Annotated in this window: 29 protein-coding genes; 19 read left to right on the forward strand and 10 right to left on the reverse strand. The window is 40.4% G+C overall.

Annotated features, from left to right (window positions below; genetic code table 11):
* Positions 1-631 precede the first annotated feature (631 nt).
* Positions 632-1,693: a uroporphyrinogen decarboxylase gene (gene hemE, locus ACFFRD_RS35420; RefSeq protein ID WP_114081374.1), complete on the forward strand. Its 1,062-nt coding sequence runs from the start codon at positions 632-634 to the stop codon at positions 1,691-1,693.
* Between the two features lie 165 nt (positions 1,694-1,858).
* Positions 1,859-2,815, forward strand: a complete 957-nt coding sequence (locus ACFFRD_RS35425) for an NAD-dependent epimerase/dehydratase family protein (protein WP_392480628.1) — start codon at positions 1,859-1,861, stop codon at positions 2,813-2,815.
* A gap of 11 nt (positions 2,816-2,826) precedes the next feature.
* Here ACFFRD_RS35425 and ACFFRD_RS35430 read toward each other — a convergent pair whose 3' ends face one another.
* Complete coding sequence (locus tag ACFFRD_RS35430; RefSeq protein ID WP_163939333.1) at positions 2,827-3,540, reverse strand: hypothetical protein; 714 nt, start codon at positions 3,538-3,540, stop codon at positions 2,827-2,829.
* 631 nt (positions 3,541-4,171) lie between these two features.
* On the opposite strand from ACFFRD_RS35430, the gene ACFFRD_RS35435 reads away from it, so the two are divergent.
* Positions 4,172-5,770 carry a B12-binding domain-containing radical SAM protein gene (locus ACFFRD_RS35435; protein ID WP_392480630.1) on the forward strand — a complete coding sequence of 533 codons (1,599 nt, stop codon included), beginning with the start codon at positions 4,172-4,174 and terminating at the stop codon, positions 5,768-5,770.
* A gap of 126 nt (positions 5,771-5,896) precedes the next feature.
* On the opposite strand, the gene ACFFRD_RS35440 is transcribed toward ACFFRD_RS35435, so the two are convergent.
* Positions 5,897-7,165 (reverse strand): tetratricopeptide repeat protein, encoded by a 1,269-nt coding sequence (locus ACFFRD_RS35440; RefSeq protein ID WP_392480631.1) that lies wholly within the window; start codon positions 7,163-7,165, stop codon positions 5,897-5,899.
* 263 nt (positions 7,166-7,428) lie between these two features.
* On the opposite strand from ACFFRD_RS35440, the gene ACFFRD_RS35445 reads away from it, so the two are divergent.
* Complete coding sequence (locus tag ACFFRD_RS35445; RefSeq protein ID WP_392480632.1) at positions 7,429-8,577, forward strand: DUF711 family protein; 1,149 nt, start codon at positions 7,429-7,431, stop codon at positions 8,575-8,577.
* Between the two features lie 2 nt (positions 8,578-8,579).
* Here ACFFRD_RS35445 and ACFFRD_RS35450 read toward each other — a convergent pair whose 3' ends face one another.
* Complete coding sequence (locus ACFFRD_RS35450; RefSeq protein WP_392480634.1) at positions 8,580-9,248, reverse strand: 2OG-Fe dioxygenase family protein; 669 nt, start codon at positions 9,246-9,248, stop codon at positions 8,580-8,582.
* Between the two features lie 239 nt (positions 9,249-9,487).
* On the opposite strand from ACFFRD_RS35450, the gene sfsA reads away from it, so the two are divergent.
* On the forward strand, positions 9,488-10,213 hold the full coding sequence (gene sfsA / locus ACFFRD_RS35455) for a DNA/RNA nuclease SfsA (RefSeq protein ID WP_392480636.1): 726 nt from the start codon (positions 9,488-9,490) through the stop codon (positions 10,211-10,213).
* A 155-nt stretch (positions 10,214-10,368) separates the two neighbouring features.
* Here the strand turns inward: sfsA and ACFFRD_RS35460 are convergent, their stop codons facing one another.
* A complete protein-coding gene (locus tag ACFFRD_RS35460; RefSeq protein ID WP_114083007.1) occupies positions 10,369-10,770 on the reverse strand; it encodes a fasciclin domain-containing protein in 402 nt (133 codons plus the stop codon).
* Positions 10,771-10,928: 158 nt separating this feature from the next.
* On the opposite strand from ACFFRD_RS35460, the gene ACFFRD_RS35465 reads away from it, so the two are divergent.
* The 4 genes from ACFFRD_RS35465 (at position 10,929) to ACFFRD_RS35480 (ending at position 13,861) form a co-directional block, all read left to right on the forward strand.
* A complete protein-coding gene (locus ACFFRD_RS35465) occupies positions 10,929-11,057 on the forward strand; it encodes a hypothetical protein (protein WP_392480638.1) in 129 nt (42 codons plus the stop codon).
* Between the two features lie 450 nt (positions 11,058-11,507).
* Positions 11,508-12,362: a molybdate ABC transporter substrate-binding protein gene (gene modA, locus ACFFRD_RS35470; protein WP_392480639.1), complete on the forward strand. Its 855-nt coding sequence runs from the start codon at positions 11,508-11,510 to the stop codon at positions 12,360-12,362.
* Between the two features lie 66 nt (positions 12,363-12,428).
* Positions 12,429-13,022, forward strand: a complete 594-nt coding sequence (locus tag ACFFRD_RS35475; RefSeq protein WP_190935428.1) for a DUF642 domain-containing protein — start codon at positions 12,429-12,431, stop codon at positions 13,020-13,022.
* A 164-nt stretch (positions 13,023-13,186) separates the two neighbouring features.
* On the forward strand, positions 13,187-13,861 hold the full coding sequence (locus tag ACFFRD_RS35480) for a PEP-CTERM sorting domain-containing protein (protein ID WP_392480641.1): 675 nt from the start codon (positions 13,187-13,189) through the stop codon (positions 13,859-13,861).
* Positions 13,862-13,958: 97 nt separating this feature from the next.
* On the opposite strand, the gene ACFFRD_RS35485 is transcribed toward ACFFRD_RS35480, so the two are convergent.
* Together ACFFRD_RS35485 and ACFFRD_RS35490 are read right to left on the reverse strand one after the other, a co-directional pair.
* Complete coding sequence (locus ACFFRD_RS35485) at positions 13,959-14,540, reverse strand: thioredoxin family protein (RefSeq protein ID WP_114083011.1); 582 nt, start codon at positions 14,538-14,540, stop codon at positions 13,959-13,961.
* Positions 14,541-14,684: 144 nt separating this feature from the next.
* Positions 14,685-14,900 (reverse strand): chlorophyll a/b-binding protein, encoded by a 216-nt coding sequence (locus ACFFRD_RS35490; protein ID WP_114083012.1) that lies wholly within the window; start codon positions 14,898-14,900, stop codon positions 14,685-14,687.
* Positions 14,901-15,094: 194 nt separating this feature from the next.
* Between ACFFRD_RS35490 and thyX the strand changes: the two genes are divergently transcribed.
* Both thyX and ACFFRD_RS35500 read left to right on the forward strand, forming a co-directional pair.
* Complete coding sequence (thyX, locus tag ACFFRD_RS35495) at positions 15,095-15,817, forward strand: FAD-dependent thymidylate synthase (RefSeq protein WP_163936187.1); 723 nt, start codon at positions 15,095-15,097, stop codon at positions 15,815-15,817.
* A gap of 124 nt (positions 15,818-15,941) precedes the next feature.
* On the forward strand, positions 15,942-16,802 hold the full coding sequence (locus ACFFRD_RS35500; RefSeq protein WP_392480643.1) for an Rpn family recombination-promoting nuclease/putative transposase: 861 nt from the start codon (positions 15,942-15,944) through the stop codon (positions 16,800-16,802).
* A 141-nt stretch (positions 16,803-16,943) separates the two neighbouring features.
* On the opposite strand, the gene dcd is transcribed toward ACFFRD_RS35500, so the two are convergent.
* On the reverse strand, positions 16,944-17,513 hold the full coding sequence (gene dcd, locus ACFFRD_RS35505; RefSeq protein ID WP_392483246.1) for a dCTP deaminase: 570 nt from the start codon (positions 17,511-17,513) through the stop codon (positions 16,944-16,946).
* A 96-nt stretch (positions 17,514-17,609) separates the two neighbouring features.
* A complete protein-coding gene (locus ACFFRD_RS35510; protein WP_392480645.1) occupies positions 17,610-18,146 on the reverse strand; it encodes a P-loop NTPase family protein in 537 nt (178 codons plus the stop codon).
* A 343-nt stretch (positions 18,147-18,489) separates the two neighbouring features.
* Between ACFFRD_RS35510 and ACFFRD_RS35515 the strand changes: the two genes are divergently transcribed.
* The 8 genes from ACFFRD_RS35515 (at position 18,490) to ACFFRD_RS35550 (ending at position 23,646) form a co-directional block, all read left to right on the forward strand.
* Positions 18,490-19,113: an adenylate kinase family protein gene (locus ACFFRD_RS35515; RefSeq protein WP_392480647.1), complete on the forward strand. Its 624-nt coding sequence runs from the start codon at positions 18,490-18,492 to the stop codon at positions 19,111-19,113.
* Positions 19,114-19,231: 118 nt separating this feature from the next.
* Positions 19,232-19,975, forward strand: a complete 744-nt coding sequence (gene rph, locus ACFFRD_RS35520; protein ID WP_392480649.1) for a ribonuclease PH — start codon at positions 19,232-19,234, stop codon at positions 19,973-19,975.
* 334 nt (positions 19,976-20,309) lie between these two features.
* Positions 20,310-21,032: a 6-phosphogluconolactonase gene (pgl, locus tag ACFFRD_RS35525; protein WP_392480651.1), complete on the forward strand. Its 723-nt coding sequence runs from the start codon at positions 20,310-20,312 to the stop codon at positions 21,030-21,032.
* A 278-nt stretch (positions 21,033-21,310) separates the two neighbouring features.
* Complete coding sequence (locus ACFFRD_RS35530; protein ID WP_392480653.1) at positions 21,311-22,183, forward strand: FHA domain-containing protein; 873 nt, start codon at positions 21,311-21,313, stop codon at positions 22,181-22,183.
* A 77-nt stretch (positions 22,184-22,260) separates the two neighbouring features.
* Positions 22,261-22,422 (forward strand): hypothetical protein, encoded by a 162-nt coding sequence (locus ACFFRD_RS35535; protein WP_159402523.1) that lies wholly within the window; start codon positions 22,261-22,263, stop codon positions 22,420-22,422.
* A 38-nt stretch (positions 22,423-22,460) separates the two neighbouring features.
* Positions 22,461-23,204, forward strand: coding sequence for a M50 family metallopeptidase (locus tag ACFFRD_RS35540; protein ID WP_392480656.1), 744 nt, complete (start codon positions 22,461-22,463; stop codon positions 23,202-23,204).
* A complete protein-coding gene (locus ACFFRD_RS35545) occupies positions 23,204-23,389 on the forward strand; it encodes a hypothetical protein (protein WP_392480658.1) in 186 nt (61 codons plus the stop codon). The genes ACFFRD_RS35540 and ACFFRD_RS35545 overlap by 1 nt, the downstream gene beginning before the upstream one ends.
* A 2-nt stretch (positions 23,390-23,391) precedes the next feature.
* Positions 23,392-23,646 (forward strand): hypothetical protein, encoded by a 255-nt coding sequence (locus ACFFRD_RS35550; RefSeq protein ID WP_392480659.1) that lies wholly within the window; start codon positions 23,392-23,394, stop codon positions 23,644-23,646.
* A gap of 78 nt (positions 23,647-23,724) precedes the next feature.
* On the opposite strand, the gene ACFFRD_RS35555 is transcribed toward ACFFRD_RS35550, so the two are convergent.
* Both ACFFRD_RS35555 and ACFFRD_RS35560 read right to left on the reverse strand, forming a co-directional pair.
* Positions 23,725-24,729, reverse strand: coding sequence for a 2-hydroxyacid dehydrogenase (locus ACFFRD_RS35555; RefSeq protein WP_392480661.1), 1,005 nt, complete (start codon positions 24,727-24,729; stop codon positions 23,725-23,727).
* A gap of 215 nt (positions 24,730-24,944) precedes the next feature.
* The gene (locus ACFFRD_RS35560; protein ID WP_392480663.1) at positions 24,945-25,967 is read right to left on the reverse strand and encodes a serine hydrolase; all 1,023 of its coding nucleotides are present in this window, start codon (positions 25,965-25,967) and stop codon (positions 24,945-24,947) included.
* Between the last annotated feature and the right edge of the window lie 188 nt (positions 25,968-26,155).

A 26,155-nucleotide genomic window follows, 5' to 3' on the forward strand; every position in this document is an offset into this window, starting at 1 on the left:
ATAGCCGTATAAAATCCTTAATAATGTGTATCGAGGCTGTGCTTCGATACACATCTTTTACTTTTTACAGCTTGGCGATATCACGGCATTCTTCATACAGTACCAATCGTTTCTAGAGTATTAAAAGATAAGAGACTACTATAGCAATCTTAAATCATTCGTGAGAAAGAAAATCCCTGAAAAGCGTATTTTTAATATCATTATTTTTTAACATTTAAATTCATAATTGTATAAAAAAATTTGGAAATATTTTTTATTTTTACTTAGTTAGACAATTGAAATATATTTAGTAATAGAAGCTCTATCAATGAGTGTTCAATAGTTTGTGCAGGGTGGCCGCATTATGTCAATAAGAGCATTATATTGCAAATAGAATCTCATTAGCCGATGCTTGTTGCTAAAGGTTTAGGTGTATTCCATCGTAGACATCGCTTTGAGACTTGGAAACTAAACCAAACGAGAAATGCTGATTTTTTCGTTGTTTTTTAACCTTAGTTGCGATCGAGAGCAATCAATTTAGATGCGTTTGCCCTACCATTAGCCTTTTGCTGCCAACCTGTTGAAAAAGCGTAATCCTAGAATGATAAGCTAAACAGTGGCATAAAAATTGTGACTTAGGATGAAGTGATAAATGGGTGTTCCTTCAACAACTCCTCATCTCTTACGGGCTGCTCGCGGTGAAGTAGTAGATCGTCCCCCTGTATGGATGATGCGACAAGCGGGACGATATATGAAAGCATATCGAGACTTAAGAGAGAAGTATCCTTCGTTTCGCGATCGCTCGGAAATACCAGATGTAGCAATTGAAGTTTCCTTGCAACCGTGGAAAGCCTTCCAACCAGATGGAGTAATTTTATTTTCTGATATTGTCACCCCATTACCTGGTTTGGGCATTGACATGGATATTGCGGAAGGTAAAGGGCCAATCATTCACTCCCCCCTCCGCACTCAAGAACAAATTGATCGTCTGCATCCCTTAGAACCAGAAGCAGCTTTACCATTTATCAAGACAATTTTACAAGCGTTGCGTTCTGAAGTAGGCGATAAATCAACGGTGTTAGGCTTTGTGGGTGCGCCGTGGACATTAGCAGCTTATGCAGTTGAGGGAAAAGGTTCTAAAACCTACTCCATCATCAAAAACATGGCATTCTCAGATCCGACGATACTGCATCAACTGTTAACTAAATTAGCAGATGCGATCGCCATCTATGCCCGCTACCAAATTGACTCTGGCGCTCAAGTTGTGCAAATGTTCGATTCTTGGGCGGGTCAATTGAGTCCTCAAGATTATGACACCTTTGCTCTCCCCTATCAGCAGAGAGTTTTCCAGCAGATTAAGCAAACCCACCCCGATACACCATTGATTTTGCTAGTTAGTGGTAGTGCGGGTGTGTTGGAAAGAATGGCACAATCTGGCGCTGATATTGTCAGTGTAGACTGGGCAGTGGATATGGCAGACGCACGGGCAAGATTGGGTAAGCAAGTCAAAGTTCAAGGAAATCTTGACCCAGGCGTGCTATTCGGCTCTAAACAGTTTATCCGCGATCGCATTCTCGATACCGTTCGCAAAGCTGGTAATTGGGGTCATATTCTCAATCTCGGTCACGGTGTCCTTCCAGAAACTCCCGAAGAAAATGTCGCTTTCTTCTTTGAAACCGCAAAGGAATTGAATCTTGCAGGAGTTAAGAATTAGGAGTCATACAATTTTAGATTTTAGATTTTAGATTTTAGATTTTTCTTTCAATCCAAAATCCAAAATTCAAAATCTAAAATTTCCAGAGTTATCAGTTGCAATTCGGAACTTTTAACTTTATTCTTAACTCTTTAGTTTTAACTCCTAACGCTTTATAAATTCTCTATGAGCCAGAAACGGATTTTAGTGACTGGTGCAAGTGGTTGTGTAGGTCATTATTTAACAGAAGCCTTAATTAAAGAAACAGATCACGAACTGTATCTGCTAGTTAGAAACCCAAGCAAACTGCAAGTTGATACTAAAGCCCGTTCAGGTATCAACGTTTTACAAGGTGATATGCAAAATATTCGCCAGTTTGCCGATTTACTATCCACAATTGATACGGCGGTACTCACTGCCACAGCTTGGGGTGGTGATGAAACATTTGATATTAATGTCGTCAAGACTATAGAATTACTCGAATTGCTAGATCCAGAACGTTGCCAGCAGGTGATTTATTTTTCGACAGCTAGCGTTTTGGATCGCTACAATCAACCATTAAAAGAAGCTGGGGAAATTGGGACAGATTACATCCGTTCCAAATATGAGTGCTTACAGAAAAAAGAAAAATTAGCGATCGCACCTAAAATTACCACAGTATTTCCTACTGTAGTGTTAGGTGGTGATGCGAATAAACCTTATTCTGCTGTCACATCTGGTATTCCAGAAGTGACGAAATATATTAATTTAATTCGCTGTTTGGAAGCAGATGGCAGTTTTCACTTTATCCACGGACGAGATATTGCCACTGTAGTACGATATTTAATTGATCATCCTGCCGAGAACGATCAACCACGTCGGCTTGTTTTGGGTCAAGCACCGTTAACTGCTAATCAAGCAGTAGAAGAAGTTTGTGCTTATCTGGGCAAAAAGATTTACTTTCGCATTCCTATATCTATAGCATTGGCTAATTTGATTATTGTTCTATTCCGCATTCAGATGGCTGCTTGGGATAGATTTTGTATGAACTATCGTCATTTCACTTATGAAAAATTCATAAATCCCAATAGTTTTGGCTTGCCAAATTATTGTGCAACCATGAGTGATGTTTTAAAAATTAGTGGCGTGGAACGTGCTGATTGAGAAAATATCTATTATTTGCTAATGATAACGGTCATTTCTTGCAAAGATAAGCCGACACAAGCTGCCAGTTCTTCCAATGTCAATCGTTCACGTGTGTTTGCTTCTAATGTAGACGTTGCAGCTGCAATGTAATCAGGATTAGCAAGATGATTGACATTCTTAGGAAAAGTTGCTTGGGAATAAAGGCTGGCAATACCTGAGCCTCCAGTAAATTTTTGTATTTGATAAGTGGCAATTAAAGCTGCTTGACGCGCTTGGAGATAAGCAACATAGTATTGTATGATAGCTAACCTTTTCTGCTGTCTAGCTTCCTGCCAACGAGCTCGTAAAATAGGAAGTTGTTGAAAAGTACTGATAAATTTAATCGGGTCAACTGTGACGGTTAAGGAAAAGCTATTTGAGCGTTCAGATGGGGAATTGGGTGATGTTGAAACTGTAGTTAGACCCGGAGATAATTCGATAGCTACGACATCCCTAAAAGCATTTAATCCCATTGCAGCTTTTGTTTCTAACACTTGGGCTGAGTTGCGTTCAGCAATAGCTACTAATTGCTCAATGATTTTGAGATCCTGCTGTGTAATCTCAGTTTGAAGTAGGTTAGGTTGATTACCGTAACTGGACTTATCTTCGGATGCAACCACAGGAAATATAGTACTGATAAATGTAACGGCAAGGAGAATCTTGAAACTTTGTGCAAAAGCTTTTGGGAGCCATCGTGCGATCATCTGATTGATTTATTCTGAAGCACTACACTTCTTTTCTAATTTGCTTCTATTTTTACGATACAGCTAAATGAGAATATTTCTTATAAGTGTGGAGTCTTTTTCAAGAAAATTAGTCAGTAGATGGTGATAGTATCAGCCTGTAAAGCCTTTAAATCAAAGGTTTGGATATCTATTCAAGATTTTAGACGATTAAATTCTTTACAAGTTTTAGTGATAAATTTTAACATACAGGCGATCGCCTATGACAGTTGCCTAAGTCCCAATAGGGTTCAGATAAGGTTTTTTGATGACACGCCCCAGATCGCAAAGACGCGATAAATCGCCGTCTTTACAATAATCAGTTCTTTGTAGAGACGGCGATTCATCCCGTCTTAACCGAACCGTATTGGCCTAAGTCCTACTGATATGAATTTAGTTTGTAGCCTGGTGGTAGTTAGAGAAACCAGAAATCTCCTGATTCCTGTTTCAAGATGCTTTTATTTTTGCCGATTAGCTGCAAGAATTCCAGTCGCTAGCCGCCGATTAAAGGGAAAAATATCGGTGGTAAGATAAAACAACTTTAATAAAAAGTCAATAGCTCTTTATTTTCGTTAGAGTGGGATAACAATCAAAGTGTGAGGATTGATACTACATGCGAATCTTGTTAGTGTATCCAATATTTCCTAAAACTTTTTGGTCTTATGAAAAAATCTTAGAGTTAGTCGATCGCAAAGTTTTATTACCACCTCTGGGTTTAGTCACAGTAGCGGCGATTCTGCCCCAAGAATGGGAATTCAAGCTGGTAGATCGCAACATCCGTGCAGCAACAGAAGAAGAGTGGGCATGGGCAGATGTAGTAATTCTCTCTGCGATGATTGTCCAGAAACAAGATTTACTTGAACAAATCCAGGAAGCCAAAAAACGTGGCAAGTTAGTCGCAGTCGGTGGCCCTTACCCCACCTCTGTACCTCACGAAGTTGAAAATGTTGGCGCAGATTTCCTGATTCTGGATGAAGGGGAAATCACTTTGCCCATGTTTATTGAGGCAATTCAACGCGGAGACACATCTGGAACTTTCCGCGCCACAGAAAAACCTGATGTCACAAGCACGCCAATACCCCGCTTTGATTTATTGGAATTGAATGCTTATGACATGATGTCGGTGCAGTTTTCGCGCGGGTGTCCCTTCCAGTGTGAATTTTGTGACATTATTGTTCTCTACGGACGCAAACCACGCACTAAAACCCCAGCCCAACTTTTAGCAGAGTTAGATTGCCTCTATGAATTAGGTTGGCGGCGGGGTGTGTTCATGGTGGATGACAACTTTATTGGCAACAAACGAAATGTAAAATTGTTGCTGAAAGAGTTAAAAGTCTGGATGGCAGAACACAAATATCCCTTCCGATTTGACACTGAAGCTTCAATTGACTTGGCACAAGACGCTGAAATGTTGGAGTTGATGGTTGAGTCTGGTTTCTCGGCGGTGTTTTTGGGAATTGAAACGCCGGATGAGGATAGTTTGCAAATGACCAAGAAGTTTCAAAATACTCGCAGTTCTTTAACTGAGGCGGTGGAAACCATCATCAAAGCAGGATTGCGCCCAATGGCTGGGTTTATTATCGGCTTTGATGGCGAAAAAGCAGGCGCAGGCGATCGCATTGTCCGCTTTGCTGAACAAGCAGCTATTCCCTCTACTACCTTTGCAATGTTGCAAGCGTTACCTAACACCGCGCTTTGGCATCGCCTGAAAAAAGAAGGACGACTGCGGGAAAATCAAGATGGCAACATCAACCAAACAACGTTGATGAACTTCTTGCCCACCCGTCCGTTAGAAGAACTGGCTAGAGAATATGTTGAAGCATTTTGTACTTTATACGACCCAGTAAATTACTTGGATCGTACCTATCGCTGTTTCTTGATGATGGGTTTGCCGAGTTGGAAAGCGCCAGCAAAAATGCCAGAGTGGATAGTTGTCAAAGCGTTGTTGATTGTAATTTGGCGACAAGGAATCAAACGGGAAACCCGTTGGAAATTCTGGCACCATTTGTTTAGCATTCTCAAGCGTAACCCTGGAGTGATTGAGCATTACATCTCTGCTTGCGCCCACAACGAGCATTTTCTAGAGTATCGGCAAATTGTGCGCGATCAAATTGAAAGTCAGCTAGCGGAATATTTAGCACAAGGTGCAGAACAGCCTTATGTGCTAGTAAAGAAAAAAGCCGAGGAAAAAGCTGAAGCGGTAGTTAGTTAAACGCGGTAACGGATACGCATCTTCACCCGTACACTTGTACGGGTGAATTTACGTTTATAGCTAGTGGAATTTATGAATGAAAATAGTTATTGCAGAGGACAGTTTTCCTCCTGCCTTCTTCATATTTTATCTACCGCGATCGCGTTCTAAATCATCAATCACTCTTTGCAAATACCATTCGTCTGACATTCCAGGATGATAATCCTGTTTTTGCTGAATCAATCTTTCGGCAATTTCCCAATATCCCCCAACCATGCCCAAAAGTCGCTGATGTAGCATGTTATACTTTTGCTTTTTTGACTGGGGACTAAATTTTTGGATTTTTTCTAGGCTACTTAAAACTTGTTGATAATTTCCCCAGTCTTCTTGTTCACAAAAAATACTCGCCGCCCGTTGATAATCTTCCACGGCATTTTGCATTTCTTCTAAACAAGTAAAGGCAATGCCACGATTGTAGTAAGCTTGAGCATCATCAGGATTTATTTGCAGCGCTTGGGTGTAATCTTGAATTGCACCCAGATAGTTGCCCGTTGTGCGATAGGCATTACCTCTGGCAATATAAACTAGAGGATCTTGTGGTTGTATTTGGAGTGCTTGATTAAGATCCGCGATCGCACCTTGATGATCTCCCAATATAGAACGGGCTTTGCCTCGGTTGCGATAGACAATGGCATCTTGAAAATTTAGTCGCAATGCTTGATTAAAATCTGCGATCGCTTCTCGATAATTTCCCATCTTACAACGCACAACCCCACGACAGCAGTAAGCTTGGGCATCTTGTGAATCGGCTTTCAATACCCAGTTTAAATCGGCCAGTGCCTCTTGGGTATCTCCCTTTTCAGCTTTTTCTAATAACTGGGTGAAATAATCATTGGTGGATAAAATTGGCGCATTTGGGGAATGCGATTGTTGTACAACAGGTAATTCTTGGGGTTGTAGCTGTTTAATTCGTTCCAGACACAGGCGACAGTTTTCTTTATCCTGTTGTTCTAGATATAATTGTGCAGCCTTTTTAAAGTTAGCGATCGCATCTTGAATATAACCCTGTTTGCGCCGCACCATTCCCCGCAGATTATAAGCCGCAGCATAATTGAGATTGAGACGAATAGCGCGTTCAACATCTTCCAGCGCCCCTGGTAAATTTTTCAGCGCCACCCTAGCCAATGCACGACAATAATACGCTTCTACACTCTCAGGATTAAGTTTCAGAGCTTCAGTATAATCTGAAACAGCCTTAAGGATTGCTCCTGAGTCATAATATGCTAAACCCCTTTGCAAGTAAGCTTCGGCAAAGTAAGGTGTCAGTTGTAAGGCATGGCTAAATTCCTCAATTGCTCCGGCGTAGTCTTTTCGCCTAGCCTTTTCCAATCCTCTATTGTAAAATTCGTCATTCATAACATTTGTTTGGTTGATTCAGTTAGTTGAATTCCAGCAAGCTTGCTTCGTAGCCTAACCTATCCACTTACTCTTAATATTCTAAGTATTCAGCGTAGCTTTGCTTCATTTTGGATTTGCCGTGAATTAAAACGAACAAACCCCGTAAATTTTATTGGCGATATTCATGCAATTGAATATTGTACACTCCAGGTTTTGCAGTTAGATTTAGTACAAATCTTGGCTAAAACTTTGATTAATCTTATCAATAATGAGTTATACCAATGAAAATCAGAACTATCACAACAGGTATATCACTTCAATCTTTACAAGATCAGGAAACAATTAAGCAAGCTGCTGACTTTAATCAGCAAGCAAAGATTCTCTTTGAAAAACAAGGATACGAAGTACAAACAACCAGAATCGCCACTAATAGCTGGGAAGAATATCTGCAAGGCTTGTCGAAAATTGAAATTATCAATGGAATTCAAACTCTAGAAAAACTTTGCCAAAGTTTGAATATCAGCTTTTTCAATATTGGTTATGCCAGCAAACCTGAAACCATAGATATCATTGCAGACATCAACAAAAATACATCGATTATTTATTGCTCTAGCAAAATTGGCGACAGTGAAACTGGTATCAATTTTGAGAATGCTAGGGAATCCGCTAAAGTTATTAAACGTATTTCTCAAGAAAGTGAAAATGGTTATGGTAATTTTCGTTTTTGTGCATGGGCAAACTGTCAGCCAGGTATCCCATTTTTTCCTACAGCCTACCATAGAGGCAATACATCTTTCGCTATAGGTTTAGAGTTAGGTGAATTGGTAATGCAAGCATTTTCACAAGCTAAAAATATGATAACAGTAGAGCAAAACCTGCAATTACTTTTAGAATCTGAATTAAATCAAGTTGCGGTTATTGCCGAAAAAATATCTGATAGATTCGCCATTACATATACAGGAATCGATACCTCTCTAGCCCCATCCTTGGATAAGAAAAACAGTATTGCTTTTGCTTATGAAAAATTGATTAATGGTAAGTTTGGGCATTCTGGAACTCTCAGCATTTCTGGTATGCTGACTCGTGTACTGAAAAATGTACCAGTAAAAATCTGTGGTTACTCTGGGCTGATGCTTCCAGTTTGTGAAGATGTGGGACTGGCTACCAGAGCTAATGAGCAAACTTATGATATTACAAATTTATTATTATATTCAGCAGTTTGTGGTTGTGGACTGGATACAGTTCCGATTCCGGGTGATATAACAATAGAAAAAATTGCAGCTTTACTAATTGATTTGGCAACTTTAGCCATCAAGTTAGATAAACCACTCTCAGCTAGATTATTTCCAATTCCAAATAAAAAATCTGGGGAAATGACTACATTCAATTCCCCATATCTGGTAGATTGCAAAATATTTACATTTGACTAAAATTATTCCGAAAGCAAACTAGGAGAAGTTAGTACAAAAACATCCCTACTTCCTTGAGCTTCATACTGTGGTTTTATGGGAGTGGTGAAGTGGAAAAAATCATGATCGTTAACTAATAAAAGTTCTCCCGGATTTAGAACTTTGCTAAATACAGGATTTTCTTTTTTGGCAGCATATAGATGTGTTTCTCCACCTTGAATATTATCTCTATCTACTGAAAATATGCCAATAAAATCAGTACCATCTTGATGGATACCTTCAGGTGCTGGATTACCCAAATTATCTAATGAACAAATAGTTCTAATTTGATGAACCCCAATTTCAGCTTCAGGATGAAGTTTACAAGAATCACTAAATGCTAAGACTAGATTTCTAAAAATATCAAGTTCTATGAGTCCATCATCTAATTCTGCGAACTCTCTTTTTATATCACCCACTAATGGATTATACTTTTTACTTTGAAAGAGATAGCCATGAGGTAATTTGATTAACTGATTTCCAGAAACTGTGAACCGAGATAATCTTCTGGAACGATACTTGCCTTTGATGTAAGGATCAATAGGCATATTACTAAAAAATGGCTTAAAACCTTCTGGATTGATTGAATTTACTTTTCTTAGAGTAAACAGAAAAGCATATTCTAATTCCGTTGCTGTCTCCAATTTTTGCATAGGATTTACCTCCTTGCACGTTGAAATCTCCCGGATTTTTTATGGGAGGCTTATAATGCTTAGTATATGCTACTTTTTATTACTATGTTGTCAATTTAACTACAAAAGTTGACAATCTATGATATGTAAAGTTGCTTGATTTCTGTCACAGGGTGGAGTCGCTGCTGCAAAGATTTACTGTTGAGAGTTAGGTGGGTAAGGAATCGACGTATATTTACTAGCAGCAACAAGGTTTTATAATGATGGATTGGCTTTACCGTTACCCACCTTTGTATCCGGGTATTTTACTCAAGCGTTACAAGCGATTTTTTGCTGACGTTCAACTTACTTCTGGCGAAATAGTGACAGCACACTGTCCTAATACAGGGCCAATGACTGGAGTATCAACTCCCCAAAGTGCTGTACAGCTTTCCAAAAGTGATAATCTTAACCGCAAATTGGCTTACACTTTAGAACTAATTGAGGTACATGACAATGAGCCGACTTGGGTAGGCATAAATACTTTTTTGCCCAATCGGGTGGTAAAGCTAGCTTTGGAAAAATATCTTTTCCCCGAATTGGGTGAGTATAGCCAAATCAAGGGCGAGGTGGTTTATGGGCTAGATAAAAAAAGTCGAGTAGATTTTTTCTTGACGGGGAGTGATGAGGAACGCCCGATTTATTTAGAAGTGAAAAATACAACTTTGTCTGAGGGGAGACTAGCTTTATTTCCCGACACGGAAACTACAAGAGGACAAAAGCACTTGCGAGAACTAATGGCGTTGCTACCTCTAACTCGTGCGGTGATGCTTTACTTTATTAATCGCGGTGATTGTACAGAGTTTTCCCCTGGCGATCGCACAGATCCTGTCTATGGTAAATTATTGCGGGATGCGATCGCTCTCGGTTTAGAAGTCTTACCTTGCCGTTTTGACATTTCCCCCGAAGGTATCCGTTATTTGGGTTTAGCAAAACTCAAAATTTGATTACACTTAATTAAACAATAAACCCATCTAGATCCTGTCTAGATGGGTTTGTTGGTAGTTGGTGTTTACTAAAAAACATTCAACCAGATTTTAATCAAGAAACGACTATAGGTAGTCGCCACCCCAGAAATAGCATTCACTATTCTGAAGTTTGCTTATGCAGGAATCAAAACTGTGTCAATTACGTGGATGACACCGTTATCAGCAGCAACATCTGCTGTTGCAACTTTTGCATCATTGATTTTAACGCCATTAGAAGCGTCAATTTTTACATCTGAACCTTCAACTGTTTTAGCTGTCTTCAGTTTAGCTACATCAGCAGCCAGTACTTTACCTGAGACTACATGATAGGTCAAGATTTTCTTGAGCTTTGGAATATCTTTCAGTAATGCGTCTACTGTACCTGCTGGAAGCTTGTTAAATGCTTCATCTGTGGGTGCGAAGACGGTGAATGGGCCATCACCTTTTAGTGTATCTACCAGACCAGCCGCTTGGATTGCTGCAACTAGTGTCTTGAAAGAACCATTGTTAGTGGCAGTGTCAATTATGTTGGCCATGTGTTTTACCTAGTTCTGTGTAACCTGTTACAAATCTAAACTATTTTTCCATAAAAGCTATCTATCGTTAGGCGTATGTCAAATCAATTTTTTTATTGATACCATAAAAGTTTATATATATTTTTATACAAAGAGAGAATTATATGTAGTTGATCTATATGGATGAGTTACAAGCACTCCTGGATTCGTGGTTTACCGCCGCAGATATCGCTCCTTTTTTACACATCGGTAAGTGCGATCGCTTTTCACTAGTGTTAGTACACCAGCTTTGTTACCAACTAAATTAGGCAATGACTCGTTTAAAACTACTTTGTTGGTAAAAATCTATTTTAGTAATTTATGAAAATTTTACAATAAACCTATAATTTACAAGCAATTTAGGGGATTTTCAAAGTTTGACTTCCGTTACCTAAGTTTTTTGTCAGGATTCTATAACCAAAAATGTTGGTAATAAGCGTGTCTAACTGATATTATTTCATCACTAAATACATTTCACTTTTTGTTTGTGTAATTCTACTTGGAAATAATAACGGCTCATCATAACCAATGCTTTTAGCAGTTGCGAGACCGTTTATTTCCGGGATTTTTCGTGCGTAGGAATTACGCCAAAACTCTCTCTAAATGAGGTTTATCAATATCCTCTGCATTCTATGCAGTTTATTTTCTGTTGCCTGTATGTGATGTATTTATGTCAAAAATAACACATTCAGCTAATATTTCCCCAAACTATAACTTTCATGAACAGAAGAAGACTTATTGCTTGGATGGCTACAGCAGTTACCAGCATGATGTTGGTAATAGGCTTTCAATTTGTCCATTTATCGCCAGCAAGCTCCACAACCACACTTAACGTGTATGCGGCTGTCAGCTTAACAAACGCACTGAATGCAATTAAAACCCAATTCCAAAATGCTAACCCGACTGTCAACGTAGTTTATACATTTGGAGCTTCTGGTACCTTGCTGAGTCAAATACAAGCGGGAGCCCCAGCAGATATTTTCATTTCAGCTGCTACCAACCAAATAGATGTCTTGCAGAATGCAAGCCCAAGTAAGTTGGTAGCAGGTAGCCGTAAAAACGTTGTCAGAAATCGTCTAGTCTTGATTGTCCCTACGACACCTCCTGTTAGTGCTGGTAGCGCTGCTCTCACCAGCTTCAATGGTTTGACCAATGCCAACATTACTGGTATTGCCATAGGTGACTATACAGGTACTCCTCCACTTGTGCCAGCAGGAAATTATACCAAACAAGTTCTCACTAGCCGGGGTATTTTCACTACTCTCAACCCTAAGTTATACCTTGCTAGCAATGTGCGTAACGTTTTAACTGCTGTTGAAAATAAAACTCTTGTAGTTGGAGGTGTAAATAAAACTATCGATGCAGGTGCAGTTTACAAAACTGATGCTGCTCTTTCTAACAAAGTAAGAGTTGTAGAAACTGCTCTAACAACAGAGAGCGATCCGATTGTCTATCCATTGGGTATACTCACCAGAACTACAGTTTTAACGACCGCACAGAGTTTTTCTAACTACTTAACTGGTACTACTGCTCAGAATATTTTCAAAAATAATTATGGGTTTCTTGCGCCTTAATTACCACAAAGTAAATCAATTAAGTAGTCATTGTCGTGAATTTTGAACTATTTGGAGTAATGTCTCGTGAAGTTCACTAAAAAACTCTCAATTATTGTTTGTAGTTTGACCACTGCCTTTCTTCATACTGCTGTGCTTACCAATACTTATAAATCGACAGCACAAGCGGAAGGACAAGAACTGATTAACAACGGGGGATTTGAAATAGATCCTCTCGCAGATATTAATGATCCCAACATTTTAAACTCTAATGTTACAGGATGGGTTAAATCTGGCGATCCAACAGCTGCATCGGGTGTTACGATTAGCAACTTTCCTCATACTGGTAATCAAGGTTTATCGCTTGGTGCATTTTCAAGCATTGCTTACATATCACAGACTATCCCTACAGTTCCTGGTCAACACTATCAACTTACTTACTATTTAGCATCCATAGAGGAAGCACCCAATCTTGATAATAAACTTCACGTATTTGTAAATGGTGAGAAGGTTTCTTCCAAAAAGAATATTGCCTACCAAGCCTACACAGAATACAAGTTAGATTTTGAAGCTGAAGGAACATCTACAGAGATAAAGTTTGGTTCTCTAGCCAAGTATGCATTTTTATATTTGGATGATGTGAGTGTCAAAGCAGCACCTGAAGATGAAGGACAACAATGAACTATAGGTCAAAATGTAAGCTGCTTCATCACCTTAGAGGATGTTTGTAAAGTATTAGGTTGTATCAAGATCCCCCCCATTAAGCCTTATAAGGGGGATCTGAAGATATTTGATGCATTACGTTGTACGTTGTTGTGATTTTGAATTATTTGGAGTCAAGTTTGATGAATTTAACCAAAAAACTCTCAATTATTGTTTTTAGTGTTACTACTACCTTAGCTAGCACAGCTGTGATTACCAATACTTATAATACAGCAGCACAAGCAGTAGAACTTGTTAGGAATGGAAGCTTTGAACTCGACCCACTCATAGATCCTAACAACCCCAATGTTCCAAATCCTAATATTACAGACTGGATTAAATCTGGCGATCCAATAGATACATCAGGGATTAGAATTAACAATTTTCCTCAGTATGAGAGTGGTAATCAAGGTTTATCGATTGGTTCGTTTGTAAATCCTGCTTATATATCCCAGAATTTGGCTACAACTATCGGTAGTAACTATAATCTCAGTTTCTTTTTAGGAACAGACGAAGATAGCAGTCAAGTTGATAATATATTTCAGGCATTTGTCGATGGAAATAAAGTCTTTGATAAAATAAATACTATAAATGTTGCTGGATCTCCTTTCACACAATATGACTTGAATTTTTTGGCAACAAAATCATCTACAGAGTTAAAGTTGGGTGGTAGAGCTAGCTATGGTTTTTTATACTTGGATAATGTGAGTGTAGAAACTCTTGCTGTGCCTGAGCCATCAAGTATTGGAGGAATAGCAATTGCTGGGTTGTTGGGAATATGGCTGAAGAAAAAGAAGACAATTAGCTTGAAAGAATAGCCCTTTTTTGTCACTCTCGAAAAACAAAAGAGCGATCACTATACAATCTTAATTGGGTGTTGCACGATCGGGTATGAGTAAGCTGATATAGCCACTTTCAACCAAAATAACTGGGTTGGTTTCCGGGTTTCCATTTAATATTGCAACCAACACTCGGCTTTTGGTCGCTTGTAACAGGTTTGCCTACCAGCACTGCTTCAATGGCTGCGCGTAAATCTGCGCCTGTTACAGGTTTACCATTACTGGGACGGCTATCATCTAATTGTCCCCGATAAACAAGTTTGCGTTGCTCGTCAAATACAAAAAAATCAGGTGTGCAAGCTGCTGTGTAAGCTTTTGCCGTCTCCTGACTCTCGTCGTAGCATAAGGTAAAATTAAACCCTTGTTCGGTGGCAAATGCTTGTAACGACTCTGGTGCATCATCTGGGTAATTCTTGGCATCGTTAGCACTGATGGCAACGATCGCTAAATCACTTGTAAAATAATCTTTTCCTAACTGCACTAATTCTTGTTGGATGTGCTTTACAAATGGGCAATGGCGACAAATAAACATTACCAACAACGCTTTTTTATCTGCAAAGGTAGAAAGTGAAGTTGCCTTTCCAGATACCACTTCAGGTAGATTAAAATCTGGTGCTTTTGTGCCTAGCGGCAACATCGTTGAAGCAGTTAAAGCCATAGTTCACCTAATATTTTTACGCTAAGAAGGGCTTTTGCTATCAGTATATTTTTACTCTAGCACTAAGTTTTCCATAAAAAAAGAGACGGTAAATCTACCGTCTCTTAATTATTTATTGAGAATTACGTTATAAAAAATTAGTTTTTAAAGATTTGCCAAAACACCAACAATACCGTGTCCTGTGAATACTTCTAATGCTATCAGAGAAACAAAACCAATCATTGCTAAACGACCATTGAGCATTTCTGCATAAGGAGTGAAGCCAGTGCGATCGCCTTGCTCGTCTATATAAACCTTTGGCTCGATCGCAAAGTTGTTCAGTTTGCCTTGGTCGTCAATTATAGCAGTGCTTGTACGCATGGATTTTTCCCTGTTTTCTCTTTATGTAAACAACTGTAACAAATATATTAATATTTGTAAAGTATCTTAATCTCCTCAAGTAGATGTCCAAGGCAGAGATATGATAATGGATCGAGTTCAAAGCCATGTCTAACGAACAGGCTCCGCTTCTTCTGCATAAGCACTTTCAGTCACAAATCCATTCCTAAAAACTAATGCATCGATTTCGAGTAGAGGTTATTGCCAAAACGCCAAACCCGCAGCAGGTGATTTATGCCGCGATGCACCAGGACTATACCGATGGGTTCGTGTTTGATGAGCGCGACTCCTGGCCGTCAGAGTCACAAAGCGGCGAAGTTATTGTTAAGCGACTTTTAGCAGGTGAGAGGGGACACTATGGGCCTCTAGAGCATCCTCAGATTGTTTTCAACTGTGGTTACTTTCCCCACAGTGTTATGCAGCAGGCTCGTACTCATCGTGTTGGAGTATCATTTGATGTTCAGTCTTTCAGGTACACAGGCAACCAATTTATTGATGTACTAGAAGGCAAGAAAGATATAGAAGATGTTTTTTACCTACGCCCTGTTGGTTATTACACTGATAGACAAGGCAAAAAATACCATTATTCACCAGAGCAACGAGCAGCAGATTTGGAGTGGTGTCTGGAAGCAGCTAAACGATATCAAGCTGATTTTGAGGCTGGAATGTCTGAAGAACATGCAAGAGGTAAAGTGCCTTTTGATTATCGCCAGCATTTTGTAGTTAGTTTCAATTTAAGGTCTTTCTTGCATTTTTGTGACCTGAGAAATAAGAAAGATGCTCAACTTGAAATTCAGAAGTTGTGTGAAATGATGTGGCCTCACTTTGAAGATTGGGCACCTGCGATCGCACAATGGTATGAAAAACAGCGTCTGGGCAAAGCCAGACTTGCACCATAATCATATTTTGGGGCTGGATTGAAAATGTCCCACTTGGATTAATTGAGCTACCACGTTCTGGATCAAAGGGATTGTCCAAACTGCCACCAGAAAATCATAAATAAAAAATTAGTAAAATGTTTTCATGCGTCGAGACTCAATATTTTACAAACTGTTTCAACAGTCTCCAACTTTGCTATTTGAACTGTTGACAAATCCTCCAAATAATGCAGGTAGTTATCGTTTTGATTCAGTCGCAGTCAAAGAACCAAAATTTGAAATTGATGGGGTATTTCTACCGCCTGAAAGCGATAGTGCTGGAGTTGTATATTTTTGCGAGGTTCAGTTCCAGAAAGATGAACAACTTTATGAAAGAGTATGGGCTGAATCTTCGTTATATTTCTACCGCAACCGTGCCAGATTTAGCGACTGGCAAGCAGTGATAATTTACCCGTCGCGCAGTATCGAACAAAGCGATATTCATCCTCATCGTTCATTGCTGAACGGGGAACAAATACATCGGGTGTATTTAGATGAGTTAGGTGATATTCGTCAATTACCTATATGGGTAGCATTGATGGTTTTAACTACAGTGGATGAAGAACAAGCACCAGAAGAAGCAAGGTATTTGTTAACAAGAACCACTCAAGAAGTGCTATCACCATCAAGTCGCGCCATAATTGAATTAATAACGACGATCATGGTGTACAGATTTGAACAATTAACTCAAGCGGAGGTAGAGTCTATGCTAGGAATCACGCTAAAGGAAACGCGAGTTTACCGAGAAATTAAGGAAGAAGGACGTGAGGAAGGACGCGAGGAAGGACGGGAAGAAGCAACAGCTAATCTCATTCTCCGGCAATTAACTAAGCGATTTGGGGAACTTTCTGAGGAAATACGCTCCTCAATTTCTGGTTTACCTTTGCCTGTTCTGGAAGATTTGAGTGAAGCACTGCTAGATTTTACTAGTTTGGCTGATTTACAGGTTTGGCTAGAAGCGCAATGAAAAAATGGCCCTAAGCCAAGCCCAACAGTAAACGCAACTGCCTACTAGATGCATCTGCAATCAAATTATTACCAGCACTGTAATAGGTGAATAGATTTAAGTTCTATATTTTGTGTAAACTTTTTTTAGATATCATTCAGTCTAAATACGAGCCAAAGTCACAATTTCTTGCTGATCCTGATATTTACCCTGGCGTGCTTCGTAACTAATAGCGCAGGGTTCACCTTCTAAAAATAGTAATTGCACCACGCCTTCATTAGCGTAAATGCGACAGTCAGCACTAGAAGAATTAGAAAATTCTAAAGTTAAATGACCTCGCCATGCCGCTTCAGCAGGCGTTAAATTTGCAATTATGCCACATCTTGCATACGTAGATTTCCCTATGCAAATTACTGTAATATTTTCAGGAACCTCTAGCTTTTCTAGAGCAACCCCAAGTCCATAGGAATGAGCAGGTAAAATAAAGTAACTGCCACTAGTATCAGTATGCAATGCTGTTGGCTCTAAATTATCGGGATTAAAGTTTTTGGGATCAACTACAGTTCCGGGAATGTGTCGAAAAATGCGGAACTCAGCCGGGGAAAGGCGTATATCGTAACCATAAGAAGACAAACCGTAGCTAATTACAGGTTGAACCGCTACAGACTCATCTTTTTGCACTTTTCGGACTAGGCTTGGCTCAAAAGGCGAAATCAAGCCCTGTTGAGCCATTTCAGTAATCCAGATATCGTTCTTAATCACAAGTTCGTTGCTAACGTTAATTTAAACAGACTTGATATAGTAGCACGAACCGAGTACTTACTTTGTTTAGGGTCGATAACTCCGACGGATTTCTGTAATTTGATCTGCTACATCCAAGAGAGATTTTGGCATCTCTGGCCCTGTGAGAATGATATCGACGTGGGGAGGACGTTTTGCCAGAAACGCTAAAACTTCGGTTTCAGGAATTAAACCAAAGTTAATCGCCAAACTTAACTCATCTAAGACCACGAGAGAATACTTGCTCTCACACACTACTTGTTGTGTATATTGCCACAGTTTTTGTAAGGCTTGATTTTCTGTATCGTCTAAATGTGGTGTATCGATACAACGAGGCAAATCACAGCGAATCCAATCTAAATTTTGTCCTAATTGTATGGGTCGATCGTGTCCTTGACGAATACCTCCTTTGAGGAACTGCACGATTAATACTGACGTTCCTTGTCCAGCTATTCTCAGTGATTGAGCTATTACGCTCGTAAAAAAATTACGATGTGAGCTAGTGAAAACTTGCACTAGTCCTTCAACTGGATATGGCAAGATAAGGGTTGAATTGATGTTTTGAGTTTCTAGCTGGGCAACCATAGGGTTAAGTTCAAAAAGATACAATAATTAAGTTTCTTTGCTGTCAGTAATTAGTACAAATCTGCCTGTATAATCAATCTGTTTTTCACAGGTGTGGTGGATTTGACAAATTGCATTCTTAGTCAAACACTACGTTTGTGTGTAAGTCAATAGTTGTTTTGATTTAAATTTACGTCTTTTCCCTGAAAATAGTTGTAAAAGTTAAAACATAAGAGTTACAGTTCCAATTATTTAAAAAGGCTGGGTATAACGTCTGAAAATCCCTAGATGTTAGATTTGTCGGTTGTTTGGGCAAAACAGACTTAGCAAGTAGTGAATTTGACAGCATGAGGAGTAAATTGTTGTGAGATTGGTGATTCTGGGAGGTTCAGGATCGGGGAAAAGCACTCAAGCACAAAGGCTTGGCAGATACTTTGATATTCCTCTGATTTCTACAGGTGAGATTTTACGGGAAGCAATATCTGGCAATCAGCCCCTGCCGGAATTTCGATGGTCGGAAGCCGATCCCCGGACTTCTCTTTCGGTTTACGCTAGTCTAAATGAACTAGGTTATCATGCACTGCCCTACATACAAAAAGGGGAGTTAGTCCCAGACGAAATGATCGTTGATTTGATCAGACTTCGCCTGAGACAACCAGATATTAACTGCGATTGGGTCTTAGAGGGCTATCCTCGTACTGCCTTCCAAGCTGAGGAATTAGATTTTTTATTGGATGATTTAGGACAAAAGCTAGATTGGGCAATTTATCTCCAAGTTTCAGAAGCAGTAATGGTTAGTCGTTCTTTGGGGCGATCGCTACCAGATGACCAACCCGAAATCGTGCAGCGCCGTGTAGAATTATTCTACGATCGCACCATTCCAATCCTAGAATATTACGACCGTCGTCGCTGCCTATTGACTATCAACGGCGATCAATCACCAGAAATGGTGCAGCAAAATATTTTGACTCTACTTTCAGTTCCTTGAAGAGTGCTGAGTTCTAAGTGGGAGAGTTAGGAAGAATTCTTCACAATCCCCAGTCCCCAGTAGATTTACAACACTAAGGTAATCTTAAGGCAGTATTGTAAAACTTGAGGCAATTCTAATGGCTTGGCAGCGTCCTGATGGTCGGATTCCCTACGAACTACGTCCGATTAGCTTTCACCCCAGTTTCACCCGCTTTGCCCCCGGTTCTGTTCTTGCAAGATGCGGTGATACGCAAGTACTTTGTACCGTTAGCGTTAATAAGGGAGTTCCAAAGTTTCTCGAAGGAACTGGTAAAGGCTGGTTAACTGCTGAGTACCGGATGTTACCATCTGCTACCCAAAAACGCCAAGAAAGGGAATTATTGAAATTATCTGGACGGACGCAAGAAATTCAACGTTTAATTGGGCGCAGCTTACGTGCAGCAGTGGATTTTGAGGCACTGGGAGAACGCACGCTAACTGTGGATGCTGATGTGTTGCAAGCAGATGCCGGAACTCGGACAACAGCCATTACAGGCTCGTTTGTGGCATTGGCTCATGCGATTTCTAAATTATTGCAAGAGGGCGTGTTGGAGCGATCGCCTCTGTGTGGACAGGTAGCAGCAGTTTCAGTAGGATTACTGGAGGGAGAGCCATTTTTGGATCTAGACTATATCGAAGATGTGGCGGCAACAGTAGATTTTAACGTGGTGATGAATCAAAATTTGGGAATCATTGAAGTCCAAGGAACAGCCGAAGAAGGCAGCTTTAGCCGCACTCAGTTGGATCAGCTGTTAGATGTTGCCCAAAAAGGAATTCAGGAATTGTTAATTGCCCAGCGTGAAGCGATCGCTGATTGGGAAACATTGTTTGTGATTAATTAGTTTTATTAATTTTTAATAAGAATTAATAAATGTATCCTCTGTGGTGTTAATCAACAAAGTATCAAGTAACTGGGTGTAAATAAAATTGAAGAAGGCAGGAGGCAAAAGGCAGGAGGCAGGAGGAAGACTGCCCTCTGTCTGCCTTCGATAATCATAAGAAGAGTTAGTAGTTAGTATGACTGACTACTGACAACTTCCTGTTGAAAGTGATAATGAGCATCTACATTTTCCAGCCTACTTAATCAACGATGTTAAATGTTTCAAAAGTTAAAAAGGAGGATTGTAATAAGTTCGGTATGGTATTGCTGGAAGCCAGCAATATGATGATGAAGCCATGAGCAAAACCGTTGAAGTTTTACCGGATCAGCCGACGCTGGTTGCACGAGCGCTAGAATTAATTCTGTCTAAGTTAGAAACTGCCATTGAGAAGCGAGGGCGTTTTACCATCGCCTTATCTGGCGGCAGTACACCTAAACCGTTATACGAAGCGATCGCTACTCAAAAACTGCCTTGGGATAAAATTCATGTATTCTGGGGGGATGAGCGTTACGTACCACCAGATCACCCCGATAGCAATGAACTGATGACGCGTCGTGCATGGCTAGATCGTGTTGATATCCCAGCAGCTAACATTCACCCCGTACCAACTTTAGAAGCCAATCCAGAACTTGCGGCTGCAAAGTATGAACAACATCTCAAAGAATTTTTCAATTCTTCTGGGGTAGAGTTTCCCGCATTGGATGTAGTATTACTAGGAATGGGTGATGATGCACATACTGCATCTTTGTTTCCCCACACAGAGGCACTCAAAGTACGCGATCGCCTGGTGACTGTGGGTAACAAAGACGGAAACCCCAGAATAAGTTTCACATACCCCTTCATCAACTCTGCTCTCAGTGTGATTTTTCTGGTTGCTGGTGCTAATAAACGCCCAGCTTTGGCGCAAGTCTTTGCACCTGTCGCCGATGACTTCACTTACCCATCCCGCTTAATTCGGCCCCAAGGTGAACTTTGGTGGCTGCTGGATGCGGCAGCAGGTTCGGAACTTCAACATTAAATTTGGGGATTGGGGAATGGGGAATGGGGAATGGGGAATGGGGAATGGGGACAAGGAGAATTGGGGACAAGGGGAAAGACTTGTTGTAAGTTTTAAACTTTTGATCACCTTGTCCCCTTGTCCCCCTGCCTCCTCTGCCCCCTTCCCCCTTCCCTGTGTCCACTCATCCCTTTCCCGTATCAAATCGGCAGTAATTGCTAGAATCTAAAGCTAGGGCCGCCCTCTGCTTGCCAGTCCTACCTATATTTATGATGATCTTGAACAAAGGCTAAATATCGATGATCGTCTGCCCTAATTGCAATCATCCCAACCCTGATGGTGCTGTCCAATGCGAAGCTTGCTATACACCGTTGCCTGCGACTACTAACTGTCCTAGTTGTGGGGCAAGTGTGCAGGCAGATGCTGCATTCTGTGGCCAGTGTGGCTGTAACCTTCACTCCGCAGGAGTTCCACATGTTCATAGTGCGGTAGCTACAACAGTTACTCCCGATGTTCCTGTGGAAGTACCGCCGTTAGTTCCACCCGATCCACTGTTAGAACTTTTACAACCAGATGCTTTGGGAATGAGCGGTTCTACAAACTCTCATCCTCCCAGTTCATCTTTACCAGCAACAGAGGTGGCAGCTCCCCCAGTAGCTCCCCAGGAAGCTGTTCTAGAAAACAGCCCCCCAGAAGCAGAGCCAAGCGTCGCAGTACCCGTAGTTTCTGGACAAAGTATTCCTACTCCACCACCGTTGGAACCAGCGCCACCCTCTGAAGCGGAACTACCTCCACCAGCTGCACCAGCACCAACTGTAACCGTTGCCAGAACGCAATTGCAGCAGGTTATAGCGCGGTTAATCCACGTTCAAACCGATCGGCTAATTGAATTGCCGCAAAATCTCTCTGTGATTCATATCGGCAAGCCTAATGACCGGATTCCTCCAGATATAGACGTTTCAGGATTTCCTAATTCAGAAGTTGTCTCGCGGATTCATGCAGATATTCGTGTTGAGGGAGACGCTCACTATGTAGAAGATGTGGGAAGTTCTAATGGCACTTACATTAATAACTTGCCCCTTTTACCAGGGAATCGTCATCGATTGCGACCAGGCGATCGCATCAGTTTGGGTAAAGGAGACTTAATGACATTCCTGTTTCAACTTGCTTAACTGATTTTCCATTAATTGTGACATCAGTCTAAGCATGTTCTGCCCATCCTCCGGCATCTTTTTTGGAGGAGAAACAAATGCACCGCATCAGACAAGCGACGGATAACTATGTTGTTTTTGATAGCGCCATAGTTTATAGCCGTCGCTTCGATGTGCGAATTGTTGCATTGTCCAGCAACTCCACTACCTCAATAATTACACTAGGATGGATAAAATACACTGCCAATTTAAAATTTTGAATTTTCCAGAAAATCTAAAATCCAAAATAGAGTGACCTATGAGGGAACCAAGTAAAAATTCTGAACCCTTGCTCGCCCAAGAAGCCCCGTCAGTTGTTGAGCGTATGGGGCTAACCTGGCTAATTGCAGCAGCGATCGCAACTGCTTTACTGTGGCAAGTACCAGGAGGTGATTATATCTTATACCCATTTACAATTCTGGCAACCTGGTTCCATGAAATGGGTCACGGCTTAATGGCACTCCTATTAGGGGGACAGTTTCAAAAATTACAGATTTTTAGCAATGGTTCCGGTGTTGCAACTTATGGCATCCGGTCGTCATTGGGGCCAATTGGCCCGGCAATGGTCGCAGCCGCAGGCCCAATGGGGCCGCCTCTTGCTGGCGCAGCTTTGATTCTGGCTTCCCGCAGTTTTAAAGCAGCTTCCCTAAGTTTGAAAATATTAGGGAGTTTTTTGTTATTTTCTACATTAATTTGGATACGTTCCTGGTTTGGATTGGTGGCAATTCCCTTGTTGGGTTTAATAATTTTGGGTATCGCCCTGAAAGCACCTCGTTGGGCGCAAGGGTTTGCCATTCAATTTCTGGGTGTACAAGCTTGTGTGAGTACGTACCATCAACTTGATTATCTATTTAGTAGTTCTGCTGGTCCCCTTGGACTCTCTGATACAGCGCAAATGCAGCGATATTTGCTTTTACCTTACTGGTTTTGGGGCGGGTTGATGGCGATCGCATCTCTGGTGATTTTAGTCCAAAGTCTCCGCGTTGCCTATCGTTCGGAGTAATGAGTAAGAAGCACCATCAAAAGGCAATTAAATCTTTAACTCAAAGAATTACTGAACATCAAGAAAAGATTAGACTGGAATCAGAGAACAGTTTTCTTGACGAAGGTTTAATTAAGCATTGGGAAAAAGAGATTCGTGCTTTTGACAAGGCAATGCAACAAGCGCGTAAAAGATTGGGACAATAAATATGCAGATTAGCGATCGCCCTCTTGCAGTCACGAATTCAACCCTTAATACCTTGATTGCTGAATTAGGTGCAGAGTGCCTGAAAGTACAAGCATTAGTTAACCAATTACAGTTAACTAGTTTAACTACTAACCAAAAAGCTGAAATTCTAGCAGAACTCTTAGCTGCTGCCGTTCATCTGCATACTCATTGTAACGAAGATTTTCAAACGCTAATTGCTGAGGAAATGGAAAATTTGCCTGATGATGAGGATTGACTAGTGATTTTAGTCCAAAGTCTCCGCGTTGCCTATCGTTCAGAATTAATATACAAAATAGCGATCGCCAATCCTTACCTAAGCTGACGGTTGAGCGCGAATTTCATTAGCGCAAGGACGACCATTTTCAACATCAGCAATATTAGCAAAAGTTGTTTCTGCAATATTGTGAAGAGCTTCTGCTGTAAAAAAGGCTTGATGTCCGGTAATTAGTACATTAGGGAACATTGTCAGACGTTGGAAAATATCATCTTGAATAATTTCGCCAGATAAATCCTCAAAAAACAATTCCGATTCTTGTTCGTAGACATCCACACCGAGATAGCCAATCTTACCAGACTTCAATCCCTCAATCACTGCTTGGGTATCAATCAGCGCTCCCCGGCTAGTATTAATTAGCATTACGCCTGGCTTAATCTGTTCTATAGCCTCAGCGTTAATCAAATGATGCGTTTCGGGAGTCAGGGGGCAATGTAAGGAAATAATATCAGAGTTGGCAAATAGCTCAGGTAGTTCTACATACTTTCCACCTAGCGCCTCCAATTCTGGATTGCGATAAACGTCATAGGCGAGTATGTTACAGCCAAACCCCTTCATAATCTGTCCTAAAATCAGACCGATTTTACCTGTGCCGACAATCCCCACTGTACGCTTATGCAAGTTAAATCCCAACAGTCCATCTAGGGAAAAATTGCTTTCTCGAACACGGTTATAAGCCCGATGAATTTTGCGATTCAGGCTTAAAATCAATCCTACGGCATGTTCTGCTACTCCATAAGGTGAGTAAGCGGGAACACGCACAACAGTAATTCCTAAATCTGCTGCGGCTTGTAAGTCTACATTGTTAAACCCAGCACACCGAAGGACAACCAGCTTAGTACCCCGTGAGGCGAGAAGTTTTAAAGTTGGGGCATCAACCTGATCGTGTACAAATACGCAAACCGCCGGAAATCCGTCGGCGAGGATAGCAGTATCCCGATTTAAACGGGGTTCAAAAAACGCTAATTCGTGTTGTGTGGGAGAATTTACAGTTGACAAAAACTGTCGATCATAGACTTTTGTACTGAAGACTGCTACTTTCATTCAAAACCTCAAGCTCTATGCTGCACGGTATCCGACTACATAATAGCTTGGCAGTTAGAAAAGCGATGTATAAGACGGGCTATTCGCTATCGTATTTTTGAATATTGCCAGCTTTCAGAATTACAATTAGCTAAAAAACCCCCTTAAGGGGGTTGGGATATCTCTTCCGTCTAAGTCTGAAACTAAAGAAAAAATTTAGAATTCAGAATAAATAATTAAGGTATATTACTAACTTTTGGGTGTTCGAAGTAGCCATACATCACCCGCGAAACTTGACGAATAAAATCTCTAGCTCTAATGTCATTATTTGGTCTACGCACAAAAATTCCTGCTAAATAACGCTTACCTGATGGTGTTTCAATAATACCTGCATCACCAAGTACAAATCGCAGAGTACCTGTTTTATGAGCAATATTTGCACCAGAACCTAAGCCAGATGGGAGCAATTTTCTATTTTGACAACGAATCATAATACCTAAAACTTGGGATTGGCTTCTATCAGAAATTAACTGATTATTTGTAACCAAAGCTGACAGTCTTACCAAGTCTTTGGCACTAGTTTTATTAGTTCCTTTAAAATCTCCTAACATATTGTGAATCACAGTACTTTGCAATCCCCAACGGCGAAACTTTTGATTTAATTTAGATACACCACCTAAACGATCGATAATCATATTTGTAGCGGTGTTATCGCTAATAGTCATCATCTTGGTTGCAGTTTGCAAGAGACTCAGCTTAGTTCCCACTCGTTGATACTGCAAATTTCCAGAACCGCCAGTGACATGTTTACGTCGCATCACCAAAGTTTCACCAAGTTTGATTCTCCCTGCATCGACTTCTTGAAACAATGCAATCAAAATCGGATACTTAATTGTGCTAGCAGCAGAAAATGCTTTACCACCATTAAAACTAAAATAATCACCTGTTTTTAAGTCCATAAAAAAGATTCCGGGAGTGAGGAATCTATAGCGAGCCATTAATGCTTTAATAGGAGTTTTTAGTTCTGATATCTCGCGTCCTAAAGGAACTACACCAGTAAATTTAGAACTATTTATTGGGTTGCCAGGATCGCCTAGAGGAACCGGAGGAATAAATTTAAGTTTTGGTAATTGTAAATCAGATTGATTTACACTCCAGTCATTTACGTTGCCAACTTGATTGCTGTTGGGATTCGCTTTTACTGGAGACGAAAATAAAAAAATACTTGTAAGGCTGAGTAATAACCAGCGTAGTTTCATGTAGTGCTGTAAGGATAGTGTTGGATTTATTTACAGAGATTTTCTCAAGAAGTTAATCAAATCCGGATTGATTGACATAGTAATCACTAAGGTATCCCATGTCAATAGATATGAAAAACAGATTTATTGGAAAATTGAAAATAAAATGTATGCTAAAAAAGCACAAGGTAGAATATGGAGAATATGCT

It is taken from the genome of Nostoc sp. C110, from assembly GCF_043099725.1.
Classification (GTDB): Bacteria; Cyanobacteriota; Cyanobacteriia; order Cyanobacteriales; family Nostocaceae; genus Nostoc; species Nostoc muscorum_A.